Origin of the sequence: Baekduia sp., assembly GCF_035685985.1 — a bacterium.
Lineage (GTDB): Bacteria > Actinomycetota > Thermoleophilia > Solirubrobacterales > Solirubrobacteraceae > Baekduia.
In genome coordinates this window covers 35184-54436 of the sequence record NZ_DASRZV010000015.1, presented here as the reverse complement: position 1 = coordinate 54436, position 19253 = coordinate 35184, and the positions used below count along the sequence as shown (strand labels likewise).

General features: G+C 72.0%; 18 protein-coding genes. 8 read left to right on the top strand and 10 right to left on the bottom strand.

Features of this window, described 5'->3' with window-relative positions:
- Nucleotides 1-40 precede the first annotated feature (40 nt).
- A complete protein-coding gene (locus VFG42_RS07200) occupies nt 41-1210 on the bottom strand; it encodes a M20/M25/M40 family metallo-hydrolase (protein ID WP_324906775.1) in 1170 nt (389 codons plus the stop codon).
- Between VFG42_RS07200 and VFG42_RS07195 the strand changes: the two genes are divergently transcribed.
- Nucleotides 1209-1697, top strand: a complete 489-nt coding sequence (locus VFG42_RS07195; RefSeq protein ID WP_324906773.1) for a peroxiredoxin — start codon at nt 1209-1211, stop codon at nt 1695-1697. The genes VFG42_RS07200 and VFG42_RS07195 overlap by 2 nt on opposite strands.
- A gap of 33 nt (nt 1698-1730) precedes the next feature.
- On the opposite strand, the gene sufD is transcribed toward VFG42_RS07195, so the two are convergent.
- Nucleotides 1731-2909 carry a Fe-S cluster assembly protein SufD gene (gene sufD, locus VFG42_RS07190; protein ID WP_324906771.1) on the bottom strand — a complete coding sequence of 393 codons (1179 nt, stop codon included), beginning with the start codon at nt 2907-2909 and terminating at the stop codon, nt 1731-1733.
- The gene (sufB, locus tag VFG42_RS07185) at nt 2902-4350 is read right to left on the bottom strand and encodes a Fe-S cluster assembly protein SufB (protein WP_324906769.1); all 1449 of its coding nucleotides are present in this window, start codon (nt 4348-4350) and stop codon (nt 2902-2904) included. The genes sufD and sufB overlap by 8 nt, the downstream gene beginning before the upstream one ends.
- A 200-nt stretch (nt 4351-4550) precedes the next feature.
- Between sufB and VFG42_RS07180 the strand changes: the two genes are divergently transcribed.
- Nucleotides 4551-6212 (top strand): S8 family peptidase, encoded by a 1662-nt coding sequence (locus tag VFG42_RS07180; protein WP_324906767.1) that lies wholly within the window; start codon nt 4551-4553, stop codon nt 6210-6212.
- 4 nt (nt 6213-6216) lie between these two features.
- Here the strand turns inward: VFG42_RS07180 and VFG42_RS07175 are convergent, their stop codons facing one another.
- Entirely contained in the window at nt 6217-6537 is a 321-nt protein-coding gene (locus tag VFG42_RS07175) for a non-heme iron oxygenase ferredoxin subunit (RefSeq protein WP_324906765.1), read from the bottom strand.
- 47 nt (nt 6538-6584) lie between these two features.
- On the opposite strand from VFG42_RS07175, the gene typA reads away from it, so the two are divergent.
- Complete coding sequence (typA, locus tag VFG42_RS07170) at nt 6585-8444, top strand: translational GTPase TypA (protein ID WP_324906763.1); 1860 nt, start codon at nt 6585-6587, stop codon at nt 8442-8444.
- Here typA and VFG42_RS07165 read toward each other — a convergent pair.
- Nucleotides 8441-12136 (bottom strand): hypothetical protein, encoded by a 3696-nt coding sequence (locus VFG42_RS07165; protein ID WP_324906761.1) that lies wholly within the window; start codon nt 12134-12136, stop codon nt 8441-8443. The two genes, typA and VFG42_RS07165, sit on opposite strands and share 4 nt — an antisense overlap.
- A 24-nt stretch (nt 12137-12160) precedes the next feature.
- On the opposite strand from VFG42_RS07165, the gene VFG42_RS07160 reads away from it, so the two are divergent.
- A complete protein-coding gene (locus tag VFG42_RS07160) occupies nt 12161-12388 on the top strand; it encodes a hypothetical protein (protein ID WP_324906759.1) in 228 nt (75 codons plus the stop codon).
- On the opposite strand, the gene VFG42_RS07155 is transcribed toward VFG42_RS07160, so the two are convergent.
- The 4 genes from VFG42_RS07155 to VFG42_RS07140 are packed head-to-tail and all read right to left on the bottom strand — an operon-like array spanning nt 12385 to nt 15394.
- Nucleotides 12385-12813 carry an iron-sulfur cluster assembly scaffold protein gene (locus VFG42_RS07155; RefSeq protein WP_324906757.1) on the bottom strand — a complete coding sequence of 143 codons (429 nt, stop codon included), beginning with the start codon at nt 12811-12813 and terminating at the stop codon, nt 12385-12387. The genes VFG42_RS07160 and VFG42_RS07155 overlap by 4 nt on opposite strands.
- A gap of 20 nt (nt 12814-12833) precedes the next feature.
- The gene (locus tag VFG42_RS07150; protein WP_324906755.1) at nt 12834-14048 is read right to left on the bottom strand and encodes a SufS family cysteine desulfurase; all 1215 of its coding nucleotides are present in this window, start codon (nt 14046-14048) and stop codon (nt 12834-12836) included.
- A 28-nt stretch (nt 14049-14076) separates the two neighbouring features.
- Nucleotides 14077-14847, bottom strand: a complete 771-nt coding sequence (gene sufC / locus VFG42_RS07145; RefSeq protein ID WP_324906753.1) for a Fe-S cluster assembly ATPase SufC — start codon at nt 14845-14847, stop codon at nt 14077-14079.
- A 37-nt stretch (nt 14848-14884) separates the two neighbouring features.
- A complete protein-coding gene (locus VFG42_RS07140) occupies nt 14885-15394 on the bottom strand; it encodes an Rrf2 family transcriptional regulator (RefSeq protein WP_324906751.1) in 510 nt (169 codons plus the stop codon).
- A 67-nt stretch (nt 15395-15461) separates the two neighbouring features.
- Between VFG42_RS07140 and VFG42_RS07135 the strand changes: the two genes are divergently transcribed.
- From VFG42_RS07135 to VFG42_RS07120, 4 genes are read left to right on the top strand one after another with little or no spacing between them, the layout of a single operon-like run.
- A complete protein-coding gene (locus tag VFG42_RS07135) occupies nt 15462-16130 on the top strand; it encodes an SDR family oxidoreductase (RefSeq protein ID WP_324906749.1) in 669 nt (222 codons plus the stop codon).
- Between the two features lie 57 nt (nt 16131-16187).
- Nucleotides 16188-16961: a dienelactone hydrolase family protein gene (locus VFG42_RS07130; protein WP_324906746.1), complete on the top strand. Its 774-nt coding sequence runs from the start codon at nt 16188-16190 to the stop codon at nt 16959-16961.
- 53 nt (nt 16962-17014) lie between these two features.
- The gene (locus tag VFG42_RS07125; protein ID WP_324906742.1) at nt 17015-17839 is read left to right on the top strand and encodes a hypothetical protein; all 825 of its coding nucleotides are present in this window, start codon (nt 17015-17017) and stop codon (nt 17837-17839) included.
- Between the two features lie 12 nt (nt 17840-17851).
- Nucleotides 17852-18031, top strand: a complete 180-nt coding sequence (locus VFG42_RS07120; protein ID WP_324906740.1) for a hypothetical protein — start codon at nt 17852-17854, stop codon at nt 18029-18031.
- Between the two features lie 21 nt (nt 18032-18052).
- Here VFG42_RS07120 and VFG42_RS07115 read toward each other — a convergent pair whose 3' ends face one another.
- A complete protein-coding gene (locus VFG42_RS07115; RefSeq protein WP_324906738.1) occupies nt 18053-19225 on the bottom strand; it encodes an NAD(P)/FAD-dependent oxidoreductase in 1173 nt (390 codons plus the stop codon).
- Nucleotides 19226-19253 lie beyond the last annotated feature (28 nt).

The window sequence follows — 19253 nt, the reverse complement described above, 5'->3', positions numbered from 1 at the left end:
AGCTCCCGGACTTATGTCGTCTTGATGAGGGTCCGGCTGCTTACGCCGTCGGGGTCAAGACGGCCAGGGCCAGCGCCAGCGCGACTTCCGCGCGGGTGCGCAGCGAGGAGATCGACACGAACTCGCCCGGGTTGTGCGCCGCCCCGCCCCGCGGGCCGAGGCCGTCGACGGTCAACGGGATCGTGGAGGCGAAGTGCGAGGCATCGGAGGCGCCGCCGCGGTCGGCGGCGACGATCGGGCGTCCGAGCAGGCTGGACGCATGTTCGAGCAGCGGCGCGGTGCTCGCGCGCGCGTCCATTCCCGGCCACTCGCGCTGCAGGCGCGCGCTGAGCGTGGCCCCGCCGACCTCGGCGGGCACGGCGTCGAGCACGCGCGCGAACGCGTCGAGGCGGTCGGCGCGGACGTCGGCGATCAGCGTGCCCTCGGCGGGCACGACGTTGAAGGCGTCGCCGGAGCGCACGACGGTCGGGACCGCGGTCAGGTGGTCGGGCCCCTGCGGGTCGTGCTGGGCGGCGATCGCCTGCGCGGCGGCGGCGAGCGCCAGCAGCGCGTTGCGGCCGCGGTCGGGCGCGGCGCCGCTGTGGGCGCTGCGGCCGTGGGCGACGACCTCGATCGTCCCGGCGGCCTTGCGCTTGACGACGACCGCGTCGTCGCCGCCGGGCGCCAGCTCGCCGGCCTCGAAGCACAGGCATGCGTCGAAGCCCGCGAAGCGCTCGACGTGCGAGAACGGCCCGACGCGCCACTCCTCGTCCATGACCAGCAGCAGCGCGACCTCGGCGAACAGCTCGGGGCGCGCGGCCAGCGCGTTGAGGACGCCGAGCGCCAGGACGTCGCCGCCCTTCATGTCGACGGTGCCTGAGCCGTAGAGGCGGTCGGCGTTCTCGGGGTCGGGCTCGATCGGCCGGTGGTGCTCGTGGGAGACGACCGTGTCGAGGTGGCCGAGCAGCAGGATCCGGCCGGTGCCCGTCCCGGCGACGCGCGCGAGGAGGTCCGGCGCGTGGTTCGGCGAGGAGCACGGCGGGCGTTCGACGACGGCGTGGTCGGGCAGCAGCGCGGCCGCGATCGCCGCGGCCTCGTTGGCGCCCTCCACGTCGCCCGACGGCGAGGAGATCCCGACGAGGGCCTCCAGGTGCCGCACGGCGCGCTCGGCGATGGAACCTGCACGTTCGACGATCCACTTCTGCACGGGATCCCTAGAGTTGCACGTCATGGCCAAGGGACCGCGCGTGGGCGACATCGCCCCCGACTTCGAGCTCGAGGGCACCGAGGGCCGCTTCACGCTCTCCGAGCACCGCGGGCGGCGCGTTGTGCTGCTCTTCTACCCCGGCGACGAGACGCCGGTCTGCACGCGCCAGTTCTGCTCCTACCGGGATCGCTCGGAGGACATGGCCGCGCTCGACGCCACGATCGTCGGCATCTCCGGCCAGGACGTCCGGTCCCACCGCGAGTTCACGTCCCACCACGGCCTGACGGTCCCGCTGCTGGCCGACCCCGACAAGGCGGTCGCGCGCATGTACGGCGTCACGCGTCCGGTGCTCGGCACCCAGCGCGCGACGTTCATCGTCGACGAGACCGGCACCGTGGCCTGGTGCAAGATCCACGCCCTGGGCCTGGACTACGTGGACGCCGACGAGCTGTCGGCGACGCTGGCGGCGCTGCCGGAGCCCGGCGGGCCGGTGTCGCCTCGTGGTGACTAGCTCACCACGAGACGACACGGACCACGAAAGGCCCTAGGCCAGGACCTCGCTCAGGCGGCCCTCGATCGCCTCGGCGATCGCGTCGCGCAGCGGGCCCTCGTCGTAGCGCTCGACGATCGCGCTGAGGAAGCCCTCGACGATCAGGCGCGCGGCGGTGGTCTCGCTCAACCCGCGCGAGCGCAGGTAGAAGATCTGCTCGGGATCGATCTGCGCGATGGCCGCGGCGTGGGTGCAGCGGACGTCGTCGGCGAGGATCTCCAGGCCGGGGATCGCGTCGGCGTGGGCCTTCTTGCCGAGCAGCAGGTTGCGGGCCTCCTGGAAGGCGTCGGTGCGCTGGGCGCCCTCGTCGACCTTGATCATGCCGCGCCACACCGTGGACGACCGGCCGGCGATGAGGCCGCGGAACGCCAGGTCGGAGACCGTGTCGGCCGCGACGTGCTCCTGGAGCGTGTCGTAGTCGACGTGCTGGCGGCCGCGCGTCGCGTAGGCGCCGGTGACCTTGGCGGTCGAGCCCTGGCCGTCCAGCGTGGACTCCAGGAAGACCTTGCCGTTGGCGCCGCCGAAGGCGAGCGTCGTCCAGTCCAGCTCGGCGTCGCGGGCGACGATCGCGCGCTGGGCGCCGAAGACCCACGTCTTCTCGTTGACCGACTGCGCGCCGATGTAGCTCAGCTTCGCGTTCTGGCCGACGACGATCTCGACGACGCCGTTGACGACCGCCTCCTCGTCGTGGGCGCTGGAGACCTGGTCCCAGACCTCGGCCTCGGCGCCCTCCTCCAGCACGATCAGCGTGCGGTGATGGAGCGACGTCCCCGCCCGCTCCTGCACGGTCGTGATCAGGATCGGCGCGTCGACCTTGACGTTGCGCGGGACGTAGACGAGCGTGCCGTCCGTCCACTGGTCGGCGTTGGCCTTGGCGAAGTAGCCCGGGCGCACGACCGTCCCGAAGTGGCGGCCGACGAGCTCGGCGTGCTGCTCGAGCGCCACGCGCAGCGGCGCGACGATCGGGCCCTCGGACGTCATCTCGCCTGCGGACGCGATGACCGCGCCCTCCGGCTTGAAGAGGCCGTTGACCGCGCCCACGGCCGCCGGGGCGGCCGGGAACCGCTCGAGGTCCAGCTTGTCGATGGGGGTGAACTCCCAGCCGGGGACGCCCTTGTGCGTGGGCATCTCGACCGAGACCTGCGGCACGCTCGCCGCGACCGCGTTAGCCAATGGATCCCTCCATCTGAAGCTCGATGAGGCGGTTCATCTCGACCGCGTACTCCATCGGCAGTTCCTTGACGATCGGCTCGATGAAGCCGTTGACGATCAGCTTGCCGGCCTCCTCCTCCGTCAGGCCATGGGCCATCAGGTAGAAGAGCTGCTCGTCGCCGACCTTGGAGACCGTCGCCTCGTGTCCGACGTCCACGTCGTCCTCGCCGATGCGGATCGTCGGGTAGGTGTCGGAGCGGCTGTGCTCGTCGAGCAGCAGCGCGTCGCAGACGACCTTGGACTTCGAGCCGTGCGCGCCCTTGGCGACCTCGAGCAGGCCGCGGTACGAGGAGCGCCCGCCGTCCTTGGAGATCGACTTGGCGAAGATGTTGGACGTCGTGTTCGGCGCCGCGTGCACGATCTTCGCGCCCGCGTCCTGGTGCTGGCCGTCGCCCGCGAAGGCGATCGACAGGACCTCGCCGTGGGCGCGCTCGCCCATCAGGTAGACGGCCGGGTACTTCATGGTCAGCTTGGAGCCGAGGTTGCAGTCGACCCACTCGACCGTGGCGTCGGCCTCGGCGATCGCGCGCTTGGTGACCAGGTTGTACACGTTGTTGGACCAGTTCTGGACCGTCGTGTAGCGGATGCGCGCGCCGGGCTTGGCGATCAGCTCGACGACCGCGGAGTGCAGCGAGTCCGACGACCACGTCGGCGCCGTGCAGCCCTCGACGTAGTGCACGTAGGAGCCCTCGTCGGCGATGATCAGCGTCCGCTCGAACTGGCCCATGTTCTCGGTGTTGATCCGGAAGTAGGCCTGCAGCGGCATCTCGACGTGCACGCCCTTCGGGACGTACACGAACGACCCGCCCGACCACACGGCGCTGTTCAGCGCGGCGAGCTTGTTGTCGTTCGGCGGGATGATCGTGGCGAAGTGCTCGCGGACGATGTCCTCGTGCTCACGCAGGCCCGAGTCCATGTCCATGAAGATGACGCCCTGCTTCTCCAGGTCCTCGCGCACCTGGTGGTACACGACCTCGGACTCGTACTGGGCGCCGACGCCGGAGAGGAACTTGCGCTCGGCCTCGGGGATGCCGAGGCGGTCGAACGTGCGCTTGACGTCCTCCGGGACGTCGTCCCAGGAGCGCGACGGCTTCTCCGTGGAGCGAACGAAGTAGTGGATGTCGTCGTAGTCGACCTCGGCCAGCATGGGCGAGCCCCACGTCGGCTGCGGACGGTCGAGGAAGTTCTGCAGCGCCTTGAGGCGGAACTCGAGCATCCACTCGGGCTCGTTCTTCATGCGCGAGATCGTCTCGACGACCTCGCGGTTGATCCCCTTGGGAGCCTTGTAGAGGTAGTTGTCGGCCTCGTGGAACCCGTAGCGCTCCGTGTAGTCGGAGCCCAGGGTGCGCAGCGCCGCCTCTTCGGGCGTGAGGATCTTGGTGCTTTCAGGTGTGGCGGCCAATCTAATCCCTACTCTCGCAGTCGGTGTTACCAGTCTAGCGAGACGGGGCATGTCACCTCGTTCGGCCGAGGGGTACGTAGTTCCTACGTAGTTGGGCAGAGCATTCACCCGGTCGACCTTCGCGCACCGGCTTACGGTGCGATGTCATGCGTTCTCCAGGTCCTGCTCTCCTGTCATCAGCGCTCCTGGCCGCCTTCGCGGTGTCCGTCGCGCCCGCCTCGGCGGCCCCGATCGTGCCCGCGACCGGTCCCAGCGTCTTCCCGGCCGCTCCCGCGACGCCCGCGCCGGCGCCCGAGCTGTCGTCGCCGACCGTCCTCGTGAAGACCGCCTCCGAGGCCGTCGCGCAGGCCGTCGCCGCGCGCCACGGCCTCACGGTCTCCCGCGGCTTCCCGTGGATCGGCTGGTACGAGCTGGCGACGCCGCCCGGGACGACCGACGCCACGCCGGCCCGTGACGCGCTGAGCCATGACGCCGACGTCGAGGCGACCGACACCGTCGCGCCCGGCGAGACGGTGCAGCCGCAGTTCACGCCGCGCGATCCCGCCTGGGATCCCGGCGCGGTGCTGCAGACGGGCGAGCAGGCGCAGTGGCAGCTGGCGAAGGCCAACTTCCCGGCGGCGTGGGATCGCTCGACCGGCGCCAACGCGTCGATCGGCATCATCGACAGCGAGTTCGACACCAACCACCCCGACCTGCAGGCCAAGGTCCGCAACCCCTACAACGTGTCCAGCGGCTCGGCCCAGTACCACACGGGCGACGTGCAGGCGCAGTCGCCCAACGAGCTGCACGGCACGCACGTGGCGGGCATCGCGGCGGCCGTGACCGACAACGGCGTCGGCGTCTCCGGCGCCGGCTTCGACGCCACGTTCGTGCCCGTGAAGATCAACACGTCCTTCAACCCCGGCAACGGCAATCCGGTGGACTCGAACTTCGTCGCCGACCTCACCGAGGCGCTCGGCTACATCGCCAACCAGCCGGTCTCGGTCGTGACGATGTCGCTCGGCGGCACGCGCCCGCACCAGCCGTTGGCCGACGCGATCGCCGCCGTCCGCGCCAAGGGCATCCCGGTCATCGCGTCCGCCGGCAACTTCCAGCAGACGAACCCGAACGCCGCGATCTACCCGGCGTCGTACCCGGGCGTGATCGCGATCGCCAACACGCAGGCCGACGACACGATCGCGCCGAGCTCCTCGAACGGCAACTGGGTCGACGTCGCGGCGCCGGGCACGAACATCTTCTCGACGTGGGACGCGCGCGATCCGAAGATGTCGTTCAACGGCAGCGCCGGCAACTACAACGTCGAGACCGGCACGTCGATGTCCGCGCCGCTCGTCGCCGGCCTCGTCGCGCTGATGAAGTCGATCCGCCCGGACCTCACCCCCGACGAGGTCGAGGCGATCCTGAAGGGCACGGCTCGCGACCTCGGCAGCGCCGGCCCCGACCCGCAGTTCGGCGCGGGACGCATCGACGCCTCCGCGGCCGTCAACGCGGCGGCCTCCTACGTCCGGCCCGTGCCGCCGCCGGCACCCGCGCCGATCGTCACGCCTCCCGCCCCCGCCCCGCCGCGCGACACCGTCGCGCCGAAGGTGACGATCGCCGGCCTGGTGACGGTCGCGGGTCGGTCGGTGACCGTGCGCTTCAAGTGCAACGAGGCGTGCAAGGGCACCGCGCGCGTGCGGAGCACCAAGCGCAAGCTGCTGGCCTCGAAGTCGTTCACGGGCAAGGCCGGCAAGACGGTGACCGTGCATCTCAAGACCAAGAAGAAGCTGAAGGCCCGGTCGACGGTGATCGTCGAGATCGCCGCCAAGGACGGCACGGGCAACCTGGCCACGAAGGCCGAGCGGCGCAAGCTGCGCCGCTAGGCGCTCACTCGACCTCGACGCGCACGACCCCGTCGTCGCCCACGGCGACGGGGAACGTGTCGACCGGCTCGTAGGCCGGGAGCGTCAGCGGCTTGCCGCTGCGCAGGTCGAAGAGCGACCCGTGGCGCGGGCACTCCAGCGTGCAGCGCGACTCGTCCAGCTCGCCCTCGGCCAGCGGGCCGTCGTCGTGCGAGCAGCGGTCCTCGATGGCGTACAACGTGCCCGCGCAGTTGACCACGGCGATCTCGAGGTCCTCCCACTCGAACACGCGCATGGCGCCGGGCGGCAGGTCGTCGAGCGGGCAGACGTCGATGGTCTCGGCCATGGCCCGGACCGTATCGCGAGCGCGCACCCCCTACCCTTCGGCCGCGCATGCCCCAGAACACCGCCACGCGCGACGACCTCCGCAACGTCGCGATCATCGCCCACGTCGACCACGGCAAGACCACGCTGGTCGACGCCATGCTGCGCCAGTCCGGCGCGTTTCGGGAAGGCGCGGCGGTCGAGGACCGCGTGATGGACTCGATGGACCAGGAGCGCGAGCGCGGGATCACGATCCTCGCCAAGAACACCGCGGTCCAGTACGACGGCACGAAGCTCAACATCATCGACACGCCGGGCCACGCCGACTTCGGCGGCGAGGTCGAGCGCGGGCTGACGATGGTCGACGGCGTGCTGCTGCTGGTCGACGCGTCCGAGGGCCCGCTGCCGCAGACGCGCTTCGTGCTGCGCAAGGCGCTGGAGGGCAAGCTGCCGGTCGTCCTGGTCGTCAACAAGATCGACCGCCCGGACGCGCGCATCGACGAGGTCGTCCACGAGGTCGAGGAGCTGTTCCTGGACCTGGACGCCGACGAGGACCAGCTGGAGTTCCCGATCGTCTTCACCAACGCCAAGGCGGGGACCGCGTCGCTGGACGCCACCAAGCCCGGCGAGGACCTGCGCCCGCTGCTCGACCTGCTCGTGCAGACCGTGCCGCCGCCGGCCTACGACCCCGAGCACCCGGCGCAGGCGCTCGTGACGAACCTCGACGCCGACCCCTACCTCGGCCGCCTGGCGATCCTGCGCGTCCGCCAGGGGACGCTGCGCAAGGGCGACATCGGCTGGTGCCGCGAGGACGAGACCGAGGGCCCGACGGTCACCCGCGCGAAGATCACCGAGCTGTTCGTCACCGACGGGCTGAACCGCGTCCCGGTCGAGGAGGCCGGGCCGGGCGAGATCTGCGCCGTCGCCGGCATCCCGGAGATCACGATCGGCGAGACGCTCGCCGACGCCGAGGACCCGCGGCCGCTGCCGGTCATCCACGTCGACGACCCGTCGATCGGCGTGACGATCGCGACCTCCACCTCGCCCTTCGCCGGCCGCGACGGCAACAAGCTGACCGCCCGCCAGATCCAGGCGCGCCTCGATCAGGAGCTGATCGGCAACGTGTCGATCCGCGTCGTGCCGACCGAGCGCCCGGACGCGTGGGAGGTCCAGGGTCGCGGCGAGCTGCAGCTGGCCGTGCTCGTGGAGACGATGCGCCGCGAGGGCTTCGAGCTGCTCGTCGGCCAGCCGCGCGTGGTCACCCGCGAGGTCGACGGCGTGGTCCACGAGCCGATGGAGCACATGTCGATCGACGTGCCCGAGGACTACGTCGGGGCGGTCACGCAGATGCTCGCGCTGCGCAAGGGGCGCATGGAGCAGATGACCAACCACGGCACGGGCTGGGTGCGGATGGAGTTCCGCGTCCCGGCGCGCGGGCTGATCGGCTTCCGCACGGAGTTCCTGACCGAGACGCGCGGCACCGGCATCGCGCACAGCGTGTCCGACGGCATGGAGCCGTGGCACGGCGAGCTGCGCACGCGCCCCAACGGCGCGCTGGTCGCCGACCGCCAGGGCGCGGTCACGTCCTACTCGTGCTTCCAGCTGCAGGAGCGCGGCACGCTGTTCGTGTCCCCCGGCGACGACGTCTACGGCGGCATGGTCGTCGGCGAGAACGCGCGCGCCGAGGACCTCGACGTCAACATCGTCCGCGAGAAGCACCTGACCAACGTCCGCTCCTCGACGGCCGACGAGCTGGAGCGCCTGGTGCCCGCCCGCGTGCTGTCGCTCGACCAGGCGATGGAGTGGCTGCGCGAGGACGAGTGCGTCGAGGTGACGCCGAAGTCCGTGCGCATCCGCAAGTGGGCGCTGGACGCCAACGAGCGCCAGAAGGCGGCGCGGCGCGCCAAGCAGGGCGCGGCGCCGCGCTAGCGCCGGCCCGCCGTCCAGACGCCGGCGCGCGCGGCGGCGGCCTTCCCGGCCTTCTTGCCCCGATCGACCGCGCGCGCCCGCGGCCCGGCCACGCCGGCCGCGTCGATGCCGCGCACCGTCACCGTCGCCGTGGTCGTCCTCGCGACCGCCGCGATCGTCGTCTGCGGCTTCTTCAGCAACAGCAGCAGGACGCGCCCGTCGGTCAGCCGCGCGCGCACCTCGTAGCGCTTGGCGAGGGGGTCGCGGTGCCAGCGGACGACGAGCTTGGAGCCCGTCCGCTTCACGGTCACCCGCGGCTTGGCCGGGTGCGCCCGCGGCGGCGCGACGTAGCGCGCGACGGTCAGGTTGACCCGCGGCATGCCGTTCTGGGTGACGGTCGCCACGATCCTGCGCGTCCCGCCCTCGCCGGTCGTCGGCGTGAACGCGAACGTCCCGGTCGCGGCGCGCGTCGGCTTCCCGATCTGCGCCGCCGTCCCCTTGCCGACCTCGGCGAACGTGACCTGCTGGCCGGGCCGGGGCGTCATCTTGTAGGACAACACGCGCCGGCCGCCCCGGCCCCGCCGGACGCCGGCCGACACCTGCGGCTTCGGCAGGCCCTCGGCCTGGCGGACGCTGACGATCGGCGTCGAGTCGGCCTCGGGCACGATCTTCCAGCGGCCCGCCTTCGGCGCCTTGACCGCGAACCACGTCAGCCGCTGGGCGACCGCCTGGAACGCGAACGCCTTGCCGTCGTTGACCGGCGCGCCGGGCTGCGGCTCGACGCGCGTCCCGTCGGGGCCGACGAGCGCCACGTGCGGCGGCCCGTCCTGGCCGATGACGCCCACGACGCCCGCGGGTAGGCCGGCCCTGAACGTCACCGACCGCTCGCCGCCCACCTGGGCGGCCGCCGCGGTCGCGCGGTAGCCGCTGACCGAGCACCCGGTCGGCATCACGTCGATCCGGCTCAGCAGGACGACCGGGTTGACGAGGCCCGCGAGGAGGTCGTTGCCCCAGGTGATGCCCGCGCCGATGTCGAGGATCGGCGTGCGCGCGCACGCCGCGAAGCCCTTCGACGACACCAGGACGCTGCCGCCGATGCAGACCCCGATGCAGACGTCGGCGCTGCCCTCCAGGTTGAACGCGCCCTTGTAGAACCAGCCGTCGATCGCGCCCTCCACGTTGACCGGGCCGAACCCGGCCTTGACGCTGCCGCCCGCGCTGATGTGCCCATCGGTGATGAACTGCACGTAGGCCTTGGCCAGCGGGATCCCGAGGACGCTGCCGACGCCGTCGCCGCGGATCGTCACCGGCTTGTCGTCGGGCAGCGTCACCTTCACGTCGCCGTCGACCTTGACGAAGCGGTCCGATCCGCTCGCCTTCATCGGCGGCCCGGCGCCGAGCGTCACGCCGCCGCTGAAGATCAGCGGCGAGAACGACACGCCGCCGCGGATCGCGGTGAGGTAGGCCACCGAGAACGGGTCGAGCGGGTAGCCGGGCGCGGGCGGCACGAACTCGCCGCTGAGGTGCTCGATCGTCCCGTCGCGGATGCCGAGCGAGGCGGACAGCGCCATGCCCGGCGGGACGTTCAGCTTCAGGGAGCCGGACCAGAGGTTCGCGTCGGCGTCGAAGCCCAGCGCGGCGTCGGCCAGCTCGAGCGGGCCGAGCTTGGCCGTGGAGAAGCCGAAGTGCAGCTCGCGGACGTGCAGGCCCGCGATGTTGTCGGCGCGCATGACGAGCGCGGCGCTGACGCCGCCCAGGAGGTCCGGCAGGCCGATGTTGGCGTGGACCTCGACCGCGCCGCGGACGAGCTGGACGTCGGCGTCGCCGACCAGCTTGAAGCCGAAGACCTTGGACCCCAGCTTGCCGACGTTGAGGTCGCCGAGCGGGAAGACGTTGCCCTTCGGGATCGTCCAGTCGATCGTGCCGTGGAACAGCTTGGTCGCGCCGATCGAGATGTCGACGGGCCCGGTCGAGGTCACCTTCAGCTTGGTGGGGTCGAAGCGGATCTCGGCGCCGGCCATGCTCAGGCCGTTGACCTTCACGTTGCCCTTGGCGATGAAGACGCCCTTGTCCTGCGTGAGGCAGGCGTCGGCGACGACGTCGATCGCGGCGAGCTGCAGGACGCGGCAGCGCCGGTCGTCGGGGTTGACGGGCGGCGTGGGCGCGGGCGTCGGCGTGCCACCGCCCCCGCTCGGCGGCGGGGGCGTGTCGCCGCCGCCGCTCGGCGGCGGGGTGCCGCCACCGCCACCGCCGCCATCGCCACCGCCGTCACCGCCGCCGTCACCGCCGCCGTCGCCGCCGCCGGTCGTCGGGGGCGGCGACGTCCCGGGGAGCACGAGGCCGCCGAACGTGTAGCCGTAGGGGTCGACCGGCTGGCCGACCATGCCGTTGAAGCCCTGCGTGCCGGTCGCCTCGGAGAGCCACGGATCCCCGTTGTCGCCGAAGTACGCGGCGGTTCCGAGGTCGTGGTGGTTGCCGTCGTCGCGCGCGCCCGGCGGCAGCACGTTCTTGCTCCAGCCGATCCCGTCGTCGGAGGTCTGGTACTGGACGTGGTTGTAGCCGCCGCTGATGGACGGCAGCCAGCGCGCGAAGTGCAGGCGCCCGTTGGCCTGGTCCTCGACGAGCGCGGCCGAGCTGTTGGGGTCATAGCCCCAGAACCGCACGTCGTTGCCGCCCGCGACGGACAGGTCGGGCTCCGGGATCTGATGGGCGGCGCCGAGCGTCGTGCCGTCGATCCGCCGCAGCCACCAGGTCGACGGGACGCGATCGTCGTCGAAGTCCGAGATGCGGTACATCAGGAACGTCCCCAGCGGCCCGGTGACGAGCTGCGGCCGGTTGACGCCGGTCTCGCCCGGCCCGCCCATCGCGTGCCAGTTCGCCTTGTCGTTGATCGCGGTCAGCGGCGCGCCGGGCATGTCGAACGTGCGCAGCTGGATGTGGTGGTCCGGGTCGTCCCAGGCGACGATGAACGAGCCGGGGCCCCGCTGGACGACCGAGGGGTGGTAGCCGCCGCCGTTGCGGTTGCGGGCGTCGGTGGGATCGGTGAGCTGCGCGCGGACGCCCGTGTACGTCACGCCCTCGGCGCTCAGCGGCGCGCCCTGGACGAAGACGCCGCCGTACTGCGACCCGTCGCCGAAGCCCCAGTCCTGCGACGTGACCGTGACGATCCGCCGGTCGGAGAGGTCGAGGATCGAGTCGGTGCTCACCCGGCGGTAGGTGCCGTTCTCGCTCGTCGTGATCGAGCTGCGCAGCGCGAGCTTGACCGGCGCCGCGAACGTGGTGCCGCCATCGGTCGACTGGTAGACGACGAGGTCGTCGTTTCCGTTGGGATAGGAGAAGTCGCAGAGCGCGTGCGTCACGAGGATCACGTCGCCGAACTGCGAGATCAGGACCTTGGGGCGGTCGACCGGGCGCGGGCCGGCGCCGTAGCTCTCATCGGTCTCGCCGCGCAAGCAGTTGGGTGGCAGCGTGAAGAAGCGCGTGTCGCCGGCCTGGCACGTGTCGGTTCCGGGCGCGATCCGGCAGTAGCCGATCTGGTCGTTGCCGGTGTCGGACTTGACCCCCCAGACGAGGTGGGTCGTCCCGTCGCGGTCGGTGGCCGACGACGGGCCGTAGCCCGTGGCGATCGACGGGTTGGCGAGGACGGAGGCGGGCAGCAGCAGACCCACCAGGGCGGTGGCGACCGCCAGCGCGACGACGACAAGACGGGGCACCGCGCGACCGTAATCGCTGCGCCGATGCCGGGGAACTCCCCATTCGTCGTGGATGTCGCCCGGTCGGTGCGGTTCGCTGAGCGCTGGATGGTTGATGCGAAATCGACGGCGGGCGTGATCGTGCGCCCGGCGGATGCTGGGCGCCGCGCGGTGCCGCAGCCGATCCTGGTTGGATCGGCAAGGCATCGCGTGGCGATCCAGCGCCGCCGGGCGTGCGAGCACGCCCGCCGGAATTTCGCAGCAACCGTCTAGAGGCGGTTCGGGTCCGCCGGCGCGGCGGCGTCCGGCGTCTCGGGCTCCCAGTCGACCTCGTGGCCGAGGCCGGCGGACTTCAGGACCTTCAGCGACAGCAGGGCGCACTTCATCCGCGTCGCGGAGATGTCGATGCCGAGCAGGTCGAGGATGAAGGAGCGGTCGAGCTTGAGCAGCTCCTCGACGGGCATGCCGACGACCTCGTCGGAGGCCATGGAGGCGCTGGCCTGGGAGATCGCGCAGCCGTGGCCCTCGAAGCGGACCTCCTCCACCCGCGCGTCGTCGCCGACCTTCAGCATCACCTTGAGCTGGTCGCCGCAGAGCGGGTTGTGGTCCTCGGCCTCGAGGTCGGGGGCCTCCATCGGACCCCAGTTGTGGGGCCGCTTGTAGTGCTGGAGGATCTCCTCGCGGTACAGGTCGTCCATAGGGACCAAAGCCTCCCGGGCTAGGCGAAGATGCGGCGGACTTCGGCGAGGCCGTCGACCAGCTGGTCGACCTCCTCGCGCGTGGTGTGGACGGCGAACGACGCGCGGGTCGTCGCCGACTCGCCCAGGTGCTGCATGAGCGGCTGGGCGCAGTGGTGGCCGGCGCGGACGCAGACGCCGCGACGGCCCAGGATCTCCGAGACGTCGTGCGGGTGCACGCCATTCAGCGCGAAGGACACCAAAGCGCCACGCGCCTCGACGTCGCGCGGGCCGTGGATCGTGACGTCGTCCTCGGCGCCGAGGCGCTCCAGCGCGTACGCGGTCAGCTCGGCCTCGTGCGCGCGGACCGCCTCCATGCCCAGCTCGCCGAACAGCCAGTCGATCGCGGCACCGAGGCCGATGACCTCGGCGATCGCCGACGTGCCGGCCTCGAAGCGCGCCGGCGGCGCGGCCCACTTGACGTCGTCGAACGACACGCTGGAGATCATGTGCCCGCCGCCGATCAGCGGCTCGGTGTCCAGCAGCGCGTCGTGGCGGCCGTGCAGGACGCCGACGCCGGTCGGCCCGTAGGCCTTGTGGCCGGTCCAGGCGTAGAAGTCGGCGTCGATCGCGCCGAGGTCGACCGGGATCTGCGGCACCGCCTGCGAGCCGTCGATCACGGTGACCACCCCGTGCGAGCGCGCCTCGCGCACGATCTCGGCGACCGGGTTGATCGTCCCGACGACGTTGCTCACGTGCGCCACCGCCAGCACCTTCGCGCCCGGCAGCAGCGCGCTCAGCGCCGCGCGGTCCAGCAGGCCCTCGGCGTCGACCGGCACCTCGACCAGCTCGGCGCCGACATCGCGGGCGAGCATCCACCACGGCACGAAGTTGGAGTGGTGCTCCATCCGGGTGACGAGGATCCGGTCCCCCGCACCGACGTGCCTGCGGCCCCAGCCGTGCGCGACGACGTTCAGCGCCTCCGACGCGTTGCGCGTGAAGACCGTGTCGCGCGCCGCCCAGTTCAGCGCCCGCGCGATCCGCGTGCGGGCGCCCTCGAACAGGTCGGTCGCCTCGACGGCCAGCGGGTAGGTCCCGCGGTGCACCGAGGCGCGGTGGTGGCGGTAGTAGTCGTCCATCGCCGCCAGCACCACGTCGGGCGTCTGCGACGTCGCGGCGCTGTCGAGGTAGGCGACGCCCTCACGCGCGAGCGTGGGGAACCGCGAGCGGACGTCGAGCTGGGTGGTGGCGGCCATGGTCTGGAACGACTCCCGACGAGCGAGGCTAGGCGCTGACGCCCGCCTCCTCCTTGATGTTGGCGTAGCCCTCGCGCTCCAGCTGCTCGACCAGCTCCGGGCCGCCCTCCTTGATGATGCGGCCGTTGAACATGATCGACACGCGCTCGGGCTGCACCAGGTGCAGGATGCGCTGGTAGTGGGTGATGATCAGGACGCCCATGCCGGAGCCCTTGGCGATCGTGTTGACGCCGTTGGCCACCACGTTGAGCGCGTCGATGTCGAGGCCCGAGTCGGTCTCGTCGAGGATCGCCATCGCCGGCTTCTGCAGCGCGAGCTGGAGCGTCTCCAGGCGCTTCTTCTCGCCACCGGAGAAGCCGTCGTTGAGGTAGCGGGCCGCGAACTCCTTGGGGACGTTCGTCAGCTCCATCGCGGCCTCGACCGTCTTGCGGAAGTCCTTCAGCGAGATCTCCGGCTCGCCGGCGGCCTCGCGGTGGGCGTTGAGGACCATCCGCAGGTACTTGGTGATCGTCACGCCCGGGATCGCGACCGGGTACTGGAAGGCCATGAACAACCCGGCGCGGGCGCGCTCGTCGGGGTCGGCCTCGGTGATGTCCTCGCCCTTGAAGAGGATCTGGCCCTCGGTGACCTCCAGGCCCGGGTGGCCCATGATCGCGTTGGCCAGCGTCGACTTGCCGGACCCGTTGGGGCCCATCAGCGCGTGGATCTCACCCTTGTTGACGGTGAGGTCCAGGCCCTTGAGGATCTGCTTGTCCCCGGCCTGGACGTGGAGGTTGCGGATTTCCAGCTCGGCAGCCATAAAGCGTTCTTGTAGTCCTTGATGCGTGCGGTCGGGGTCAGGCGACGGCCGCGGCGTCCGCGACGGCCTCGGCGGTCTGGGTCTGGGTGGGGCGGTTGGAGAAGGTGACGAGCTCGGCGAGCGTGGTCTGGGCCAGCGCCTTGACGACGCCGCCCTGGACCCGTGTCCACAGCAGCTTCGTCGCGCAGCCATGGCCGCTGTCGGCCTCGTGGTTGCAGACGACGCGCCCGTGCGAGGACTGTCCGTCCTCGGCCACGAAGCAGGTCATCGGCGCGACGACGCCCTCGAGGGCGAGGACGACCTCGTCCATCGTGATCTCCGAGGGCTGGCGCGTGAGGCGGTAGCCGCCGTGCGCGCCGCGGGTGGCCTCGACGAGGCCGGCCTTCTTCAGCAGGGCGACGATCCGTTCGAGGTAGGCGAGCGGCAGGGCCTCCGCCTCGGCGATCGCCTTGAGCGACACCGGAGTCGGAGCGCCGGCGCCGTCGTGCTGGCGACCCAGCTCGACGAGGAGCCGCACGCCGTACTCCGCCTTGGTCGTGAAGATCATCGCGTCTAATCCTACCGCGTAGGTCGGAGAAGCTTGCCGCCACCGGCGATCGGGCAGCTCCTGACGCATGCCTGCGGCGATCGTCACGGCCGGGGACTCCGGCATCGGCAGGGCCACCGCGGTCCGGCTCGCCCACGACGGGTTCGACGTCGGGATCACGTGGCGCAGCGACCAGCCCGGCGCGCGGACGACCGCCGCGGAGATCGAGGGCGCCGGACGGCGCTGCGAGATCGCCCACCTCGACCTGGGCGACGCGTCCGCCGGCCCGCCGGTCGTCGCGGGGCTGGCGAGCGCGCTGGGCGGCGTCGACGCGTTCGTCAACAACGCGGGCACGGGCGACTCGACGCCGTTCCTGGAGGTCGAGCCGGCGACGTGGCGCCACGTGCTGGAGGTCGACCTGACCGGCGCGTTCCTCTGTGCCCAGGCCGCGGCGCGGCTGATGGTGGCGGCACGGCGCGGCGGCCGGATCGTCAACGTCACCTCGGTCCACGAGCACGTCCCGCTGCGCGGATCGGCCGCCTACTGCGCCGCCAAGGGCGGCCTCGGCCTGCTGACCAAGGTGATGGCCTTGGAGCTGGCCGAGCACGGGATCACGGTCAACGCGGTCGCGCCCGACGAGATCGCGGCGACGATCGCGTTCCTGGCCTCCGACGGCGCGTCCTACGTGACCGGCGCGTCCTACGTGGTCGACGGCGGGATGCTGCTGATGGCGGCGGTGGCCAACCAGGAGGGCTAGGAAGCCCAACCGCCAGGACGTGCATGGGGAGAACGGCCCAGGGGGAGCAACAGCGCCATGTGCTTCGACCACGACGCCCTGCCACCCGACCTGCCCGCCGACGTCCCGCGCCTGGCGGGCGGCGCCGCCGCCGAGCTGACCGAGGCGACCTCGGCCGACGGCACGCGCTTCAGCGTCGCGCTGGCGCTGTCGCCCGAGCCACAGGGTCCCGCCGTCGTGATCGTCCCCGACGTCCGCGGCCTGTACCGCTTCTACGCCGAGCTGGCCGAGCGCTTCGCGGCCGCCGGGCACCACGCGGTGGCCATCGACCCGTTCGGGCGCACGGCGGGCACCGGCGAGCGCGAGGGCGAGTGGGACTACTGGCCGCACGTGCGCGAGACGACGCCGGCGCAGATCCAGGCCGACGTCGCGGGCGCGATCGTGCTGCTGCGCGAGCGCGCCGGCGCGAGCGTGACGAGCGTCGCCGTCGTCGGCTTCTGCTTCGGCGGCGCGCAGGCGTTCCTGGCGGCGATCAACCCGGACCTGCCGATCGACCGCGTGGTCGGCTTCTACGGCGCGCTGCGCGGCGACCGGCTCGGCATCCCGGCGCCGCGCGCGGAGATCGCCCGCGCGCGGGTGCCCGTGCTCGGTCTCTTCGGCGGCGCCGACGAGGGGATCCCGGTGGGCGACCGCATCGAGTTCGAGCGCAACCTGCGACGGGCCGGCGTCGAGCACGAGATCCACGTCTACGACGGCGCGCCGCACTCGTTCTTCGACCGCAAGCAGGACCAGTTCGCCGAGGCCTCGGCCGACGCCTGGCGGCGAACCCTCGGGTTTCTGGCCGCCAGGTGACAGACTGCCGCGCCGTGCCGGTCCGACGTTCCCTCGCCGCTGTCCTCGCCGTCGTGCTCGCCGGAGCGGCCGCCGCCGCGCCGACGGGCGTCGCCCAGGACGAGCCGCCGCCGGCGACGCCACAGACGCCGGCGGCCCCCGAGACGCCGGAGCCGCCGGACACCAACCCGTGCAACGACCTCGTCCTGCGGCTCGTCTGCCCGGACCTGCGGATGGCGCCGCCGACCGACCTGCACGTCGAGAAGGTCGGCAAGGTCGTGCGGCTGATGGCGACCAACCGGATCGTCAACGTGGGAGAGGGCGCGCTGGAGCTGCGCGCCGAGCACACCGGCGACCCGAAGACCGCGGGCTACCGCTTCGCGGAGGCCACCCAGGTCATCCGCGACCGCTCCGGCGACCCGGTCTTCTTCCCGATGGCCGGCTGGATCTACTGGAAGGCGATCCCGGGCCAGGGCCACTACTGGAAGTACTGGCGCGCGGCGCGCTTCGAGCTGTGGACGCTCAACGCCGACGGCACCCGCGACAAGCTCCAGCGAACCGGCCCGAAGCTGTCCTACTGCTTCCGCGACCTCAAGCGCGTGCGGTCATGGAAGCGCTCGCCCAAGGACCGCGTCTTCCCCGGCTGCTCGCAGACGTTCGGCCGCAAGGAGCTGCGCCTGGGCGTCTCGCCGGGCTGGGCCGACATCTACCCGTCGACCTACCACGAGAACTGGATCTCGGTCACCCACCTGCGCGGCTGCTTCGCGTTCGTGCACCGCGCCGACCCGCTCGGCGAGATCATCGAGCAGCACGAGGACAACAACATCGGCCAGCGGATCATCCGCCTGCCTCCGCGCGGCGGGTCCGTCGCACCGCGCGGTTGCCCCTCTCCCAAGTAATATCCGGGACGCATGTCGCTCGTCATCGCCCTCACGGCCTTCAAGGCCACGTTCGGCCTCGTCGTCGTCTTCTTCGTGCTGTTCCCGGTGCTCCTGCACGGGCTCATCGGCTTCGCGCTCGCGCAGTCCGCCGGTGAGCACCAGGACAACCTGGAGCTGTTCGAGGGCGATCGCGACGCCAGCGGCGTCTAAGCGCGCCGCCCCCGCCGCCGCTCAGCCGCCCGAGATCCGCGCCCGCGCCGCGTCGAGGTCGCCGTGGCCGTTGGCGCTCAGGTACGCCACGACCTCGCCGTCACGCCGGTAGGTGATCGCGAACTGCCCTGAGGGCAGGTCGCCGTCGACCTCCTCGTCGTCCCAGCCGTGCGCCGGGCCGACGTACTCCAGCCACGCCCAATCGGCCAGGTCGCTGAAGAAGTAGGGCACCTCGGTGTGCGGCGCGTCGGCGCCGAGCATGTTGCGCGCGGCCGTGCGCCCGTGCGCGGCGGCAACCTCCTCGTGCTCGATCCGGACGCTACGCCCGTGGACGACCGAGTCGTACTCGGCGATGTCGCCGGCGACGTACAGCCCCTCGGTCCCGGCGGCGCGCAGGCGCGCGTCGGCCACGACGCCGCCCTGCGGCCCGATCTCCAGCCCGGACTTGCGCGCCAGCATGACGTCGGGCTGGGCCCCGACGCCGATCACGACGGTGTCCGCCTCGACCACGTCGCCGCCGGCCAGGACCACGCGCTGGACGCGGTCGCCGTCGCCCTCGAAGCGCTCGACCTCGACCCCGCCGCGGACCTCCACCCCGTGGGCCTCCAGCACCGAGCGCACCCAGGCCCCGGCCCGCAGGCCGAACGCGCGCTCCAGCGGCTCCTCCTCCAGCAGCAGGACCGTGACCTGCTTGCCGAGCGTGGTCAGCGTCGCGGCCGACTCGCAGCCGATGTAGGAGCCGCCGACGCAGACGACGCGCTCGGCGCCCTCGGCCTGGACGTCGGCGCGCAGCGCGTCGGCGTTGCCCAGCGCGCGCAGGTAGTGCAGGCCTTCGAGCTGGGCGCCGTCGATCGGCAGGCGGCGCACCATCGCGCCGGTCGCCAGCAGCGCCGTGTCGTAGGAGACGGTCTCCTTGGTCGACAGCGTCGCGGTCCTGGCCGCCGGGTCGAGCGCCATCACCGACGTCCGCGTCAGGACCTCGACGTCGTCGGGCAGCTCGATCGAGGCATCGTCCTTGCTCTCCTGGCCGCCCAGGTAGCCCTTGGTGATCGGCGGGCGGTGGTAAGGCGGGTCCAGCTCGCGCCCGACGAGCAGGATCGCACCCGGCGCTCCTTCCGCGCGCAGCTCCTGGGCGCAGGTCGCCGAGGCGATCCCACCCCCGATCAGCAGGTGCTCGACGTGCCGGTCGGCCATGCCGGCAAGTCAACCACGAACGCGCCCG

Coding starts and splice junctions, on each gene's coding strand:
- VFG42_RS07150 (WP_324906755.1), bottom strand. CDS start 14,048: ATGGCCGCCACCACCCAGCTCGACGTCCGCTCGCGGTTCCCCACGCTC.
- VFG42_RS07155 (WP_324906757.1), bottom strand. CDS start 12,813: ATGGACGACCTGTACCGCGAGGAGATCCTCCAGCACTACAAGCGGCCC.
- VFG42_RS07160 (WP_324906759.1), top strand. CDS start 12,161: ATGCCGGGGAACTCCCCATTCGTCGTGGATGTCGCCCGGTCGGTGCGG.
- VFG42_RS07200 (WP_324906775.1), bottom strand. CDS start 1,210: ATGACGTGCAACTCTAGGGATCCCGTGCAGAAGTGGATCGTCGAACGT.
- VFG42_RS07140 (WP_324906751.1), bottom strand. CDS start 15,394: ATGATCTTCACGACCAAGGCGGAGTACGGCGTGCGGCTCCTCGTCGAG.
- typA (WP_324906763.1), top strand. CDS start 6,585: ATGCCCCAGAACACCGCCACGCGCGACGACCTCCGCAACGTCGCGATC.
- VFG42_RS07135 (WP_324906749.1), top strand. CDS start 15,462: ATGCCTGCGGCGATCGTCACGGCCGGGGACTCCGGCATCGGCAGGGCC.
- VFG42_RS07195 (WP_324906773.1), top strand. CDS start 1,209: ATGGCCAAGGGACCGCGCGTGGGCGACATCGCCCCCGACTTCGAGCTC.
- sufC (WP_324906753.1), bottom strand. CDS start 14,847: ATGGCTGCCGAGCTGGAAATCCGCAACCTCCACGTCCAGGCCGGGGAC.
- VFG42_RS07120 (WP_324906740.1), top strand. CDS start 17,852: ATGTCGCTCGTCATCGCCCTCACGGCCTTCAAGGCCACGTTCGGCCTC.
- VFG42_RS07115 (WP_324906738.1), bottom strand. CDS start 19,225: ATGGCCGACCGGCACGTCGAGCACCTGCTGATCGGGGGTGGGATCGCC.
- VFG42_RS07130 (WP_324906746.1), top strand. CDS start 16,188: ATGTGCTTCGACCACGACGCCCTGCCACCCGACCTGCCCGCCGACGTC.
- VFG42_RS07175 (WP_324906765.1), bottom strand. CDS start 6,537: ATGGCCGAGACCATCGACGTCTGCCCGCTCGACGACCTGCCGCCCGGC.